Consider the following 13,171-nt stretch of genomic DNA (forward strand, 5'->3'; position numbering starts at 1 on the left):
CCTTTATTGGTTTTTTAGACGCTCAACAGCAGGAACTCACGTTCCCAGGAACTGATCACCCGCTTGAAATTCTCGTGCTCGGCGCGCTTGACCGCCACATAGCCACGCACGAACTTATCGCCCAGGTACTGCTTGACCGTGTCGCAGTCCTCCATGCGCGCCAGCGCATCTTCGAGGGTGAACGGCAGGCGCAGGTTGCGGCGTTCGTAGGCACGGCCTTCCACCGGCGCGCTCGGTTCAATCTGCTCGATCATGCCCAGGTAGCCGCACAGCAAGCTCGCAGCAATCGCCAGGTAGGGGTTGGCATCCGCGCCCGGCAGGCGGTTTTCCACGCGCATCGCGTCGGGACTGGAGGTCGGCACACGCAGGCCGACGGTGCGGTTTTCTTCGCCCCACTCCACGTTGACCGGCGCTGAGGTGTCCGGCAAAAAGCGGCGGAACGAGTTCACGTTCGGCGCGAACATCGGCAGCAGCTTGGGAATGTACTTTTGCAAGCCGCCGATGTGATGCAAGAACAGCTGGCTCATCTTGCCGTCGGCGTCGACAAACACCGGCTTGCCTGTGGCGATATCCACCACGCTCTGATGCAGGTGCATGGCGCTGCCCGGTTCGTCGGCCACCGGCTTGGCCATAAAGGTCGCGGCCACGTTGTGCTTGAGCGCGGCTTCACGCAGGGTGCGTTTGAACACGGTGATCTGGTCGGCCAGGTCGAGGGCATCGCCATGGCGGAAGTTGATTTCCATCTGCGCCGGGCCGTCTTCGTGGATCAGCGTGTCGAGGTCCAGACCCTGCAGTTCACACCAGTCATAGACGTCTTCGAACAGCGGGTCGAATTCGTTGGCGGCGTCGATGGAAAACGACTGGCGCCCGGTTTCGGCACGGCCCGAACGGCCCACCGGGGTTTTCAGCGGCAGGTCCGGGTCTTCGCAGCGCTGGGTCAGGTAGAACTCCATTTCTGGCGCGACAATCGGCTGCCAACCTTTGTCGGTGTAGAGCTGCAGGACTTTTTTCAGCACGTTGCGCGGCGACAACTCGATGGGGTTGCCTTGTTTGTCGAAAGTGTCGTGGATCACGATCGCGGTGGGTTCGATCGCCCACGGCACCACGTAGGTGGCGTTGGACACCGGCCGGCAGATCATGTCGATGTCGGCAGGGTCGAGCAAGTCGTAGTAGATATCGTCGTCGACAAAGTCCCCGGTCACCGTTTGCAGCAACACACTTTCCGGCAGGCGCATGCCTCGCTCATGCAGGAACTTGTTGGTGGGCGCAATCTTGCCGCGTGCGATGCCAGTCAAATCACTGATCACGCATTCGACTTCGGTAATCTTGTGTTCTTTCAGCCAGGCGGACAGCTGATCGAAGGGGGCGTTCATAAGGACCTCGTCATGGGTTGGTTGCACGCGCCGACTTGTACTCCCGGCGCATTGAGGTCTATCTTGGGCCAGCCTTCAAATGGCATCTATCCACTTTGCACCAACCACAACGCACCAATAGAGTGCGCCCAGGTTACCCATGACACAGGCAACAGCTTTGCGCGTACAGGCCTTCACCACCGGTGATGTGGCCGCTCAATGCAGTGCGACACCCGGTTGGGTGCAGCAGTACCAACAAATGTCCCCCGGCCATTTTGCCGGGCAGATCCGCTACCTCGACCTGCACGGCGTCGAGGTCTACGAAGAGTGCATGAACACGCGCGTCGAACAGCATTTCAATGCGCCACCGGGCTCGCTGGCGTTCTGTTTCGATGGCAGCGACAACGCGCTGTACATGCTCAATGGCGAGAGCCGCAACACCTGGATCACCCCGGAAAACTACCGCGAAGTGGCGGTGGTGTTCGGCCCCCAGTTTGTGCAGCGCCATGGCCTGGATGTGGCGAAACTTGAGGGGTTGTTCATGGCACCGCTGACGTGCCAGCAGAACGCGCTGTTCACCCGTTGGCTCAGTGGCACGCTGACGCGGCTGTCTGCGCTGACTGACCCTATCAGCCGTGATGCCCTCACCCAGCAATTGCTTGATGACTGCCTGTTTATTCTCGACAACGCTTGTGTGTGCCTGGACCGCAGCTCGTTGCAGCGGCGCAGCGCCGAGCGCCTATTGATGGCGCGCATCGGCGAATGGGCGGCGGATGCGCCGGATGAAACCGTCAACCTGCTGGAACTGGCGCAGATTGCCGGTGTGCCGTTGCGTCAATTGCAGCAAGGGTTCAAGACTTACACCGGCATGAGCCCGGCGCAGTGGTTGCGCTTGCGACGGTTGAACGGGGCGCGGCGTGAGCTACTGAGTTCAGCTGGGGCCACGGTAGCTGAGGTGGCGATGAATTGGTCGTTCTGGCATTTGGGGCGGTTTTCACATAGTTATCGGGCGTTGTTTCGGGAGTTGCCCAGTGAGACGCTCAGGCGCTCGGGCTGATGTGTGTTTTTGGGGTTGGCTGTGTACATATCCGTTGCTGCGGTCACGGCGGCTTAGGGTTCCGCCCTTACGGCGGGTCACTTTTGTAAAGACACAAAAGTAACCAAAAAGTCTTCGCCCCAACACTCGGTGCCTCGCTTAGGCTCGGCATGCCCTCACTCCGGCTTGAATCCGTGGGCCGCCGCGATGGGCCATCCTTGGCCCAGCGCGGCTAACCCGGCGTCCTGCCGGGTTACCCACGGATTCAAGCCTGCGTTCGGCCATCGTGTTTAACGGGGCGATTTGAGATCAAGATCAAAAGCGCAGATCAAAAGACCGCTGACTTCGTCATCGAAAAGGATGTAAGGGCCAGAGCAACAGCAACAGCAACAGCAACAGCAACAGCAGAGCCATACTCGGTCAAGGTGGGAGCTGGCTTGCCTGCGATGGCATCAACTCGGTGTGCCTGATGTACCGAGGTGTCTGCATCGCAGGCAAGCCAGCTCCCACAGAAAAGCAGCTCTTCAGTGTATGCGAATCCGCTTTTCGCTCTTGATCTAACCACTCAGGTCGGCTTTCAGGCCGCCGTGCTGTAGATCTTGATCTTGATCTGCTTTTGATCTGAGACGCCCCGTTAACCACGATGGCCGAACGCAGGCTTGAATCCGTGGGTAACCCGGCAGGACGCCGGGTTAGCCGCGCTGGGCCAAGGATGGCCCATCGCGGCGGCCCACGGATTCAAGCCGGAGTGAGGGCACACCGAGCCTAAGCGAGGTGCCGAGTGGTGGGGCACAGACCTTTTGGTTACTTTTGGGGCGTTTGCCAAAAGTGACCCGCTGTAAGAGCGGAACCATAGGCCGCCGTTACCGCAGCAACGGATATGTACACAACACATCTCAACAGAACCATTCTCAATAACTTGTAAATCCCAGCACATCCCCCTAGCTTATGCGCCCCCGCCCTGCGCTTTAAGGCCCTACCCCCATGGTTGTGCGTTTTCGTCCCGTCGTTACCTCACGTTTCGCCCTCGGCCTGCTACTCAGCGGCAGCCTGGGCAACAGCATGGCCGCTGAAATCGAACTACCGGCGGTAAAAGTCCAGGGCCAGGAAGACTCCGGCTATCGCACCAACAGCGCCTCAGTCGGCGGCTTCAACGAAGCCCCACTGCTCGACACCCCAGCGTCGATCACCGTCATCAATGCCGAACTGATCAAAGACCAGCAAGCCCGCCTGCTCAGCGAAGTACTGCGCAACGACGCCTCAGTAGGCGACAGCTACGCCCCCATCGGCTACTACGAAAACTTCGTGATCCGCGGCTTCTCACTGAACGCCGCAAGCAGCTACAAAATCAACGGCCGCACCATCACCGGCGAGCAAAACGTAGCCCTCGAAAACAAGCAGCAAGTGGAAGTGCTCAAAGGCCTGGCCGGCTTGCAAAGCGGCATCTCCGAGCCCAGCGGCGTGATCAACTACGTGACCAAACGCCCGGAAGATGTGCGCTCAGTCACCGTGTCCACCGATGACCGAGGCAGCGGCTACATAGCCACCGACGTGGGCGGCTGGTTTGGCAGCGAACAACAGTTCGGCCTGCGCGCCAACGTCGCCCACGAAGACCTCAATTCCTATGTAGAACACGCCAACGGCCAGCGCGATTTTGTGTCCCTGGCCTTCGACTGGAACATCAGCCCCGACGCGGTGCTGCAACTGGACGCGGAATACCAGAACAAACAACAGCGCTCAGTCCCCGGTTACCAACTGCTGGGCGGCACCGAGGTCCCCCATGACGCGTCACCGAAGAAATTGCTGGGGCACCAGAGTGGCTCCCATCAGGTGGGCATTGACTCACTGAACCTCAACGGCAAGTTTGAATACCGCTTCAGTGATCAGTGGAAAGGCAGCCTCAGTGCCGCCCACAGCAAAGTGGTGATTGATGATTACAGCTCGTTTGCCTGGGGCTGTTACTACGTGGGTAGCTGCAACGCCAACACCTTCAGCCCGGAAGGCGACTACGACGTCTACGACTACCGCAGCCCAGACGACACCCGCCGTGATGATGAAGTACAGGCGGCGATGACAGGCCTGTTCGACACCGGCAGCCTGGGCCATGAACTGACCTTCGGCACCAGCGCGTTTCGCCGGGTGATCGACAAGCGCAAGTCCGTCAACGAATACATCGGCAGCGGCAATATCAATGAAGACGCGCCAACCTTCAAACCCACCGACGAGCCGCTGAACCCCAGCCACCGCAACCTCGACAGCCGCCAGTACGGCCTGTTCGTCACCGACCGCATCCGCTTCAACGAGCAATGGCAAACCATCATTGGCGGGCGCGAAGTGCGTCTGGATGAAAAAGCCTACGATGACCAAGGCAACCAGGCGCGCCACACCCAGCAATACGTATTCCTGCCTCAAGCTTCGTTGATCTATAAACCGGTGGAAAATATCTCGCTGTACACCAGCTACAGCAAGGGTTTGTCCTTAGGCGGCACGGCACCGTGGTTTGCGCAGAACGAAAGCGAAACCCTGGCCCCAACCGTGTCCCGGCAAATCGAAGCCGGCGTGAAATACGACTGGCACCGCATCAGCTTCGCCGCCGCCGTATTCCAGACCCGCCAGGCCTACCAATACGCAAAACCCGAAGGCGTCGAGTTTATCTACGTCCAACAAGGCGAACAAAAAAACACCGGCCTGGAACTCTCCGCCAACGGCTGGGCCACCGACCGCCTGCAGATCGCCACCAGCGTCGCGGCGATTCGTGCCCGTGTGAACAACAGCGGCACGCCAGACTACGAAGGCCACCAGGCGCTCAACGTCCCCAAACTGCGCGCCAGCCTGTATGCCGATTACGCCCTGCCATGGATGAATGGGCTGGCCGTGCTGGGCGGCGTGCAATACAGCGCCAAGAAGTACGCCGACCGCACCGGCAATGTGCAAGTGGGCGACTACGCCGTAGTGAATGTCGGCAGCCGCTACACCACCAAAATCGACGGCTATGAGACCGTGTTCCGCCTCAGCGTCGATAACCTGTTCGACAAACGTTACTGGCGCGATGCGGGTGAATACCTGGGCGACGACTACCTGTTCCAGGGCGCGCCCTTGACCGCGCGCCTGAGTGCTTCGGTTAACTTCTGAGCCTGCGCGGCGCTGCCAGCCACAGCGCCGCCAAACCACAGACCAACAGACTCCAACCCAGGTCCTGGACCCAGGCGACCAAGGTCAGCCCGGCGCCGATCACCAGGTAATACAGCAAGCCAAACAGCGCGGCGGCAGTGCCCAGGCGATCGTGATAGGCCACCAGAGCGGCCCCCAGCACATTGGGAATGGCCATGCCGAACGCCAGCACCACCAGCAACATCGGCCAGACAAATAACCCGCTGTTTTGCAGCAGCACTACCAGCAAGCCACCCAGCACCGCGACACCGGCGGCGATCAGCACTAATTGCTCGCCGTTTACCCCACGCTTGAGCAGCCACTTGTTCAGCCAAGCACCAAACCCCGAACCCAGCGCCAGCAGCACGCCGCTGTAGCCGAAGTCGGCGGCAGACAAGCCCAGCCGTGAAAAGATGAATGGCCCCACGCTGTAATAGCTGAACAGCGCAATATTGAACGCCGCCACCAGACCCACCGAACGCCAAATCTCGCCATCCCGGAGCATCAACCGCAACGTCTCGCCCAGCGCGGCCGTCGGCATCGAGGCTGGACGCGTCTCGGGCAAGGCCCACAGGCACCACGCCCATAAGGTCAGCGACAGCAGCAACAAACCACTGAGCACACCACGATAACCGAAGAGCTGCACCAGGCTGGCGCCCGTGAACAGGCCCACGGCCGGGCTGGCGGCCAGGGCGATGCCCATCAGCGAAAATACCTGGGCCAATTGCGCGCCCTGGAAACGATCACGCAGCACGGTCTGCGTCACCACCGAACCGACCGCCGCGCCAAACGCGGCCAATGCCTGAGCCAGCAACAAACCGTCGAAGCTGGTCATTCGCAGGGCCAGCACCGAGGCCGCCACGTACAGGGCCAACCCGGCCAGCATCACCGGGCGCCGCCCCCAACGATCACACAGCCGGCCCCACACCACTACGCCAAAGGCGAACGCCAGGAAGTACACCGACAAGGTCTGCCCGGCACGCTCCGGCCCCACCGCAAAGGCCCGGCCGATATCTCCCAGCGCCGGGCTGTAAAGCGTTTGGGCCAGTTGCGGGAACATCAGCAACGCGACCGTCAGTGCCAAAAAAAATTTAACCTTCATCCCTAACTCCTTCGCTTGAAACAGCGCAAGAAGTGTAAGGACTGTCGAATGGGCTATTATCCAGACTTTGACAATTTATCCATCAAATCGGACAACCTATGGCCTGGCTTGCCGCCGACGCAACCTTCGACCCCGACCGCCTGGCAGCGTCGGTCATCGGCATTGCCGCCCTGCTCGGCGATCACGACTCCGGCCTGCACCGCCACCAGCGCGGGCAACTGCTGTTCACGCGCCAAGGCTGCACCCGTATCATCCTGGACAACCAACTGTGCCTGCTGCCGCCTTCGCGCGCAGCGTGGATCCCGTGCGGCGTGCCGCATCGCGCGATGATGCACAAAACCGTGGACTATCGCTCGGTGTATCTGAGCCCGCCACTGGCCGACCAATTGCCTGCACAGGTGGGGGTGATCGAGGTCAGCCCATTGCTGCGCGCCGTGTTGGAACCCATAGCGATGGCGCCCTTCGACACCGATTGGCAAACGGGCCGCTACGCGCATTTGCTGGCGCTGTGCCTGGACGAAATCCAGGCGGCCACCGCACAACCGATGCTCCTGCCCTTGCCCCAGGACAAACGCCTGGCGCCCTTGCTCGCCGATCTGGAAAGGTTACCGCCGACCCTGCAAGACCTGGAAAAACAGATAGGTGCCAGCACCAAGACCATCGGCCGGATTTTCCTGCGGGAAACCGGCCTTGGCTATCAGCAATGGCGCCAGCAGTGGCGCCTGATGCGGGCCATCGAACTGCTCGCCATCGGGCGCAACCTGGGCTACTGCGCGTTCGAGTTGGGCTTTGCCAGCGACAGCGCGTTGATCGCCTTCTTCAAAAGCATGACCGGCAACACGCCACGCGGGTATTTGCAGGTCGACTGAGGGCGCGCTTGAAGCAGCGTCAGCCCGGCAGCGGAATCACCCGCAAAGGCCGCACCGACTTATAGGAAAAACTTGAGTAGATTTCTTTAACACACGGCAACGTCTGCAACACCTCGCGCGCAAACTCGCCAAACGACTCCAGGTCTTTGGCCACCACTTCAAGCAAAAAATCATAGCGCCCCGACACGTTGTGGCAGGCAACAACCTCGGGAATCTCCAGCAGCCGCTGCTCGAATGCCCGGGCGATTTCCTGGGTGTGGCTTTCCATCATGATGCTGACAAACGCCGTCACGCCGTATCCCAGCGCCTTGGGCGACAGAATCGCCTGATAGCCGCTGATCACCCCACTCTCCTCCAGGTTGCGCACCCGTCGCCAGCACGGCGAGGTGGTCAGGGCCACGCGGTCGGCCAGTTCGGCGACGGTCAGGCGGGCATTGCCTTGCAGGGCGTTTAAAAGGGCTTTGTCGGTGCGGTCCAGACTCATGGGCATAACGTGCCTCTATTTATTGTTTTTATCGATGATTCGCCCCGTAATCCGGGATTTTCCTGGCTTTTTTGCAATGTTCAACTGTGGTTATGAGCATAGCATTGTAGGAAATAAGGAGCGTCCGACATGAACAATAAACACAATACATTCGGCTTTTCTACCCGTGCCATTCACCACGGTTACGACCCCAAGGACCATCACGGCGCCCTCGTACCGCCGATCTATTTATCTGCCACCTTCGCGTTCCCCACGGCCGAATATGGCGCCGCGTGTTTTGCCGGGGAAGCCAGCGGCCACTTCTATACACGTATCTCGAACCCGACCCTGGCGCTGCTGGAGTCGCGCATGGCGACCCTGGAAAACGGCGAAGCCGCCGTGGCCTTCAGCTCCGGCATGGGTGCGATTGCCGCGACGTTCTGGACTCTGCTGCGTCCGGGCGATGAAGTGATCGTCAGCCAGCCCCTGTATGGCTGCACCTTTGCCCTGCTGCACCATGGCATCGGTGAGTTCGGCATCCAGGTGCGGCATGTCGACCTTACCGACCTGGCCGCCCTGCGCGCGGCATTGTCGCCCGCCACCCGTATGATCTACTGCGAAACCCCGGCCAACCCCAACCTGCGGCTGGTGGACATCGCTGCCGTGGCCGAACTGGCGCACCAGCAGTCCAATATCACCGTGGTGGTCGACAACACCTACTGCACACCCTACCTGCAACGGCCGCTGGAACTGGGGGCCGACGTGGTGGTGCACTCGGCCACTAAGTACCTCAGCGGCCATGGCGATATCACCGCCGGTATCGCCGTGAGCAACCAGGCGCTGGCGCAACGTATTCGCCTGCAAGGCCTCAAGGACCTCACCGGCGCGGTGATGTCGCCACAGGACGCGTCCTTGCTGATGCGCGGCCTCAAGACCCTGGCTCTGCGCATGGACCGCCATTGCAGCAACGCCCAGGCGGTGGCCGAAGCCTTGCAGGCCCACCCTGCCGTGCAGTGGGTCACCTACCCCGGGCTGCGCTCTTTCCCGCAATACGCATTGGCGGCGCGGCAGATGAAACAGTCCGGCGGCATGATCGCCTTTGAACTCAAGGGCGGCATCGACACCGGCCGGCGCTTCATGAATGCCCTCAACCTGTTCACCCGCGCCGTCAGCCTGGGTGACGCCGAGTCGCTCGCCCAGCACCCGGCGAGCATGACCCACTCCACCTACACCCCCGAAGAACGCGCACAACACGGCATCAGCGAAGGCCTGGTGCGCTTGTCGGTCGGGCTTGAAGACATCGCCGACCTGTTGGCCGATATCCATCAGGCCCTGGCCAAATGCACCCAGGCGACACCGCGCCGGGCCGTGGTGGAGGAACACGCTGTGAAATAAGGCCTACAGCTGAAGTGCTCCTTTCCCACATACGGTGGTCGGACGGGTCCGACCACCGTTATGCGTTTTTAATCTGGTTTTTTTGCCGATTGGATCCCCATGCTTTTCCCAGGCTGTACTAGCATAGGTGCTCGGCGGGTGCATTATCACTGTAGGTTATTCACCTTTGTTACCTTGTTAAACCCCGTCGCTATAAGGATGAATACCCGCACTCGACACTCATGGACGAACTGATGAACTCACACCTGTTCCCTCATATAGGCAAGGTCATCGCCAGCACCGGCAGCCGCCATTTCCCGCGCATGCTGCATGACTTGATCCTGACCCAACTGGCAGTGGACGCCACCCATATCACCCAACTCCAGGTCAGTGCCGAAGGGCACATCCGGCGCCGGATCAGCCCGGTCTACACCGACTCCGTGGCGGCGCTGGGCGAAGCACAACCCGCCGCCCAATTGCACCTCACGCGCCGCAAGGATGATGTGCGTTATGTGCTGTCGGTGTATCGCTCGCATCAATCGGAAAGTTTTTCGCCGCAGGAACGCAGCATGCTGCAGGATTTTTCTACGTTGCTTCTGCCCATGGTCGAGAAGCACATCACTGCAATCCAGCCGTGCCGCCAGGGCGGTTCGCCTGTGGTGGCGGAAAATCAGGGGCTTGAAACCTTGCGTCGGCGTATTGAAGAGCGCCTGGTGCAATCGGGGTTGACCTTGTCCAACCGTGAGCTGGAAGTGTGTGTGGGTCTGCTGGCCGGGCGTACTGCACCGGAATTGGCGGAGCAGTTGGCGTTGAAGGTCAACACTATTGAAAGCTATCTCAAGCGGGCGGCGATCAAGCTGGGGATTAGTGGGCGGCATTCGTTGTTGCGGTGGATGTATGCGGGTGACGAGGGCGTCGTCACGGCTCTCTAGATCAGGCTGTGGGTTGTCTTTTGGTGGTGTACATATCCGTTATTTTTGTAACGGCGGCCTATGGTTCCGCTCTTACAGCGGGTCACTTTTGTAAAGACACAAAAGTAACCAAAAAGTCTTCGCCCCAACACTCGGTGCCTCGCTTAGGCTCGGCATGCCCGCAATCCGACAGTGATTTGGGGGGCCGCCGCGATGGGCCATCCTTGGCCCAGCGCGGCTAAACCGGCGTCCTGCCGGTTTACCCCCCAAATCCCTGTCAGATTCCGGCCATCGTGTTTGACGGGGCGATTTCAGATCAAGATCAAAAGCGCAGATCAAAAGACCGCTGACTTCGTCATCGAAAAGGATGTAAGGGCCGGAGCAACAGCAACAGCAACAGCAACAGCAACAGCAAATCCATGCTCGGTCTAATGTGGGAGCTGGCTTGCCTGCGATGGCATCAACTCTGTGTGTCTGATGTACCGAGGTGTCTGCATCGCAGGCAAGCCAGCTCCCACAGAAAAGCAGATCCCAGGTGTATGCGAATCCGCTTTCGCTCTTGATCTAACCGCTCAGGTCGGCTTTCAGGCCGCCGTGCTGTAGATCTTGATCTTGATCTGCTTTTGATCTGAGGCGCCCCGTTAACCACGATGGCCGAACGCAGGCTTGAATCCGTGGGTAACCCGGCAGGACGCCGGGTTAGCCGCGCTGGGCCAAGGATGGCCCATCGCGGCGGCCCACGGATTCAAGCCGGAGTGAGGGCACACCGAGCCTAAGCGAGGGGCCGAGTGGTGGGGCACAGACCTTTTGGTTACTTTTGGGGCGTTTGCCAAAAGTGACCCGCTGTAAGAGCGGAACCATAGGCAGCCATTACCGCAGCAACGGATATGTACACCGACAAACCGCGATCGCAGGCAAGCCAGCTCCCACACTGGTCAAACATTGCCAAAGCCAATCAATCCCGCGCCAGCGCCTCAATCGGGTCCAACCGCGCCGCATTCCGTGCCGGCACAAAACCAAACACAATCCCGATCAACGTCGAACACGCAAACGCCGTCACAATCGACCCCACGGAAAACACCATCTCCCACTCCTTCACAAACAACGAAAACAGATAACCAATGGCGTAAGACAACGAAATCCCAATAACCCCGCCGATCAAACACACCATCACCGCCTCCACCAAAAACTGCTGGCGAATATCCGACTGCCGCGCCCCCACCGCCATGCGAATCCCAATCTCACGGGTGCGCTCAGTCACCGACACCAGCATGATATTCATCACCCCAATCCCCCCCACCAGCAACGAAATCACCGCAATCAGCGACAACAGCAGCGCCAGGGATCGGCTGGTTTTCTGCACCGTCTGCATGATGCTATCAAGGTTATTGGTGAAAAAATCCTTGGTCCCATGCCGCTGCAGCATCAGCTTGTTGACGTTGTCTTCCACCACCTTGCTCGGCTGCCCATCCTTGATACGCACGGTAATACTGTCCAGATGCCGCTGCCCCAACAGCCGCCCCGCCGCCGTTTCATAAGGCACCCACACGTTCAACGCCTTACTGGCAGCAAACATGTTTTTATTGTCAGCCGTCACCCCGATCACCGTACACGGCAGGTTCCCAACCAAAATCACCTGCCCCAGCGGGTCCACATTCGGCCCGAACAGGCGATGCCGAGTGTTGTGGTCAATCACCACCACCTGCGCCTGCCGCCGCGCATCACTTTCACTGAAGGCAATCCCGGCTTCGAGCTTGAGCCCCTTCACTTTGAAATACCGATCACTCACGCCATTCACCTGCGCATCCAGGTCGATATTGCCGAAACGCAGCAACAGGTTACGCCCCACCACCGGCGTGGCGCTGTCGACGTAATACAGCTGGTTCAACGCCTCCACATCCGACGGCATCAACGTCTCGATGGCCGACGCACGGCTGTCGCCGAAACTGGTGCCGGAAAAGATATCGATAGTGTTGCTGCCAATCGCCTGGATGTCCTTGAGCACATACCGCTTGGCCCCCTCGCCGATCGCCGAAATCGACACCACCGAGGTTATGCCGATGACAATACCCAGCATGGTCAGCAAGGTGCGCATGCGATGGGAAATCAGCGCGACCCAGGCCATGTTGAAGGCTTCCTTGAACAGCCCCAGGCTCGCCACCAGACGCCGTGCGCCGCTGCGTTTGGGTTCGATCGGCGCTTCGCTGGGCAACTCCAGGCCGACACTGTCATTGGCCTTGTCGCTGACTATTTCACCATCGCACACCTCGACAATGCGCTGGGCGTTCGCCGCCACCTTGGGGTCGTGGGTGACGATGATCACCGTGTGCCCGGCCGCGTGCAGCTCGGCGAGGATGCGCATCACCTCTTTGCCGCTGTGGGTGTCGAGGGCGCCGGTGGGCTCGTCGGCGAGGATCACCTCACCGCCGTTCATCAAGGCCCGGGCGATACTCACACGCTGTTGCTGGCCACCGGAGAGCTGGCTCGGGCGGTGGGTGGTGTGCCCCGCCAGGCCCAGGCGCGTAAGCAGATCGCGTGCGCGGCTGTGCCTTTGGCTCTCGGGCGTACCGGCGTAGATCGCCGGCATTTCCACGTTGTGCAAGGCGCTCAAGTGCGCGAGCAAATGGTAGCGCTGGAAGATAAACCCGAAGTAATCACGGCGCAGTTCCGCCAACTGTTCATCGCCCAGCGAGCGGGTCTCGATGCCGTTGATCTTGTAGCTGCCGGCGGTGGCGTAGTCGAGGCCGCCGAGGATATTCATCAGGGTGGATTTGCCCGAACCCGAGGCGCCGATGATCGCGACCATTTCGCCGGCATGAATCGTCAGGTCGATGCCCTTGAGCGCAATGAACTCGCGCTCGCCGGCCATGAAACTGCGGGTAATGCCCTTGAGCTCCAACAGGGGCTGGGTCAT

At 60.2% G+C, this 13,171-nt stretch carries 9 protein-coding genes; 5 read left to right on the forward strand and 4 right to left on the reverse strand.

From position 1 onward, the window contains the following. Positions 1 to 14: 14 nt before the first annotated feature. Positions 15 to 1,373, reverse strand: a complete 1,359-nt coding sequence (locus P5706_RS18880; RefSeq protein ID WP_056859454.1) for a glutamine synthetase family protein — start codon at positions 1,371 to 1,373, stop codon at positions 15 to 17. 139 nt (positions 1,374 to 1,512) lie between these two features. On the opposite strand from P5706_RS18880, the gene P5706_RS18885 reads away from it, so the two are divergent. Together P5706_RS18885 and P5706_RS18890 are read left to right on the forward strand one after the other, a co-directional pair. Beyond that, a complete protein-coding gene (locus P5706_RS18885; RefSeq protein WP_285680838.1) occupies positions 1,513 to 2,409 on the forward strand; it encodes a helix-turn-helix domain-containing protein in 897 nt (298 codons plus the stop codon). A 963-nt stretch (positions 2,410 to 3,372) separates the two neighbouring features. Then, a complete protein-coding gene (locus P5706_RS18890) occupies positions 3,373 to 5,520 on the forward strand; it encodes a TonB-dependent siderophore receptor (RefSeq protein ID WP_285680840.1) in 2,148 nt (715 codons plus the stop codon). Here P5706_RS18890 and P5706_RS18895 read toward each other — a convergent pair. Continuing rightward, on the reverse strand, positions 5,510 to 6,640 hold the full coding sequence (locus P5706_RS18895; RefSeq protein WP_285680842.1) for an MFS transporter: 1,131 nt from the start codon (positions 6,638 to 6,640) through the stop codon (positions 5,510 to 5,512). The two genes, P5706_RS18890 and P5706_RS18895, sit on opposite strands and share 11 nt — an antisense overlap. A 98-nt stretch (positions 6,641 to 6,738) precedes the next feature. Between P5706_RS18895 and P5706_RS18900 the strand changes: the two genes are divergently transcribed. Further along, positions 6,739 to 7,509 carry an AraC family transcriptional regulator gene (locus P5706_RS18900; RefSeq protein WP_285680844.1) on the forward strand — a complete coding sequence of 257 codons (771 nt, stop codon included), beginning with the start codon at positions 6,739 to 6,741 and terminating at the stop codon, positions 7,507 to 7,509. Between the two features lie 19 nt (positions 7,510 to 7,528). Here the strand turns inward: P5706_RS18900 and P5706_RS18905 are convergent, their stop codons facing one another. After that, positions 7,529 to 7,999, reverse strand: coding sequence for an Lrp/AsnC family transcriptional regulator (locus P5706_RS18905; RefSeq protein ID WP_200434662.1), 471 nt, complete (start codon positions 7,997 to 7,999; stop codon positions 7,529 to 7,531). Between the two features lie 123 nt (positions 8,000 to 8,122). Here P5706_RS18905 and P5706_RS18910 point away from each other — a divergent pair, with 123 nt between their 5' ends. Further along, positions 8,123 to 9,367, forward strand: a complete 1,245-nt coding sequence (locus P5706_RS18910; protein ID WP_285680847.1) for a methionine gamma-lyase — start codon at positions 8,123 to 8,125, stop codon at positions 9,365 to 9,367. Between the two features lie 233 nt (positions 9,368 to 9,600). Further along, positions 9,601 to 10,278 carry a helix-turn-helix transcriptional regulator gene (locus P5706_RS18915; RefSeq protein WP_285680849.1) on the forward strand — a complete coding sequence of 226 codons (678 nt, stop codon included), beginning with the start codon at positions 9,601 to 9,603 and terminating at the stop codon, positions 10,276 to 10,278. 934 nt (positions 10,279 to 11,212) lie between these two features. On the opposite strand, the gene P5706_RS18920 is transcribed toward P5706_RS18915, so the two are convergent. After that, a complete protein-coding gene (locus P5706_RS18920; protein ID WP_186618254.1) occupies positions 11,213 to 13,171 on the reverse strand; it encodes a MacB family efflux pump subunit in 1,959 nt (652 codons plus the stop codon).

The sequence above is a fragment of the Pseudomonas sp. ChxA genome (genome assembly GCF_030263855.1).
GTDB classification, from domain to species: domain Bacteria; phylum Pseudomonadota; class Gammaproteobacteria; order Pseudomonadales; family Pseudomonadaceae; genus Aquipseudomonas; species Aquipseudomonas fluorescens_CB.

Bases quoted from the DNA above. Each gene is read 5' to 3' on its own strand.
- P5706_RS18880 (WP_056859454.1), bottom strand. From the start codon at position 1,373: ATGAACGCCCCCTTCGATCAGCTGTCCGCCTGGCTGAAAGAACACAAG.
- P5706_RS18885 (WP_285680838.1), top strand. From the start codon at position 1,513: ATGACACAGGCAACAGCTTTGCGCGTACAGGCCTTCACCACCGGTGAT.
- P5706_RS18890 (WP_285680840.1), top strand. From the start codon at position 3,373: ATGGTTGTGCGTTTTCGTCCCGTCGTTACCTCACGTTTCGCCCTCGGC.
- P5706_RS18895 (WP_285680842.1), bottom strand. From the start codon at position 6,640: ATGAAGGTTAAATTTTTTTTGGCACTGACGGTCGCGTTGCTGATGTTC.
- P5706_RS18900 (WP_285680844.1), top strand. From the start codon at position 6,739: ATGGCCTGGCTTGCCGCCGACGCAACCTTCGACCCCGACCGCCTGGCA.
- P5706_RS18905 (WP_200434662.1), bottom strand. From the start codon at position 7,999: ATGCCCATGAGTCTGGACCGCACCGACAAAGCCCTTTTAAACGCCCTG.
- P5706_RS18910 (WP_285680847.1), top strand. From the start codon at position 8,123: ATGAACAATAAACACAATACATTCGGCTTTTCTACCCGTGCCATTCAC.
- P5706_RS18915 (WP_285680849.1), top strand. From the start codon at position 9,601: ATGAACTCACACCTGTTCCCTCATATAGGCAAGGTCATCGCCAGCACC.
- P5706_RS18920 (WP_186618254.1), bottom strand. From the start codon at position 13,171: ATGACCCAGCCCCTGTTGGAGCTCAAGGGCATTACCCGCAGTTTCATG.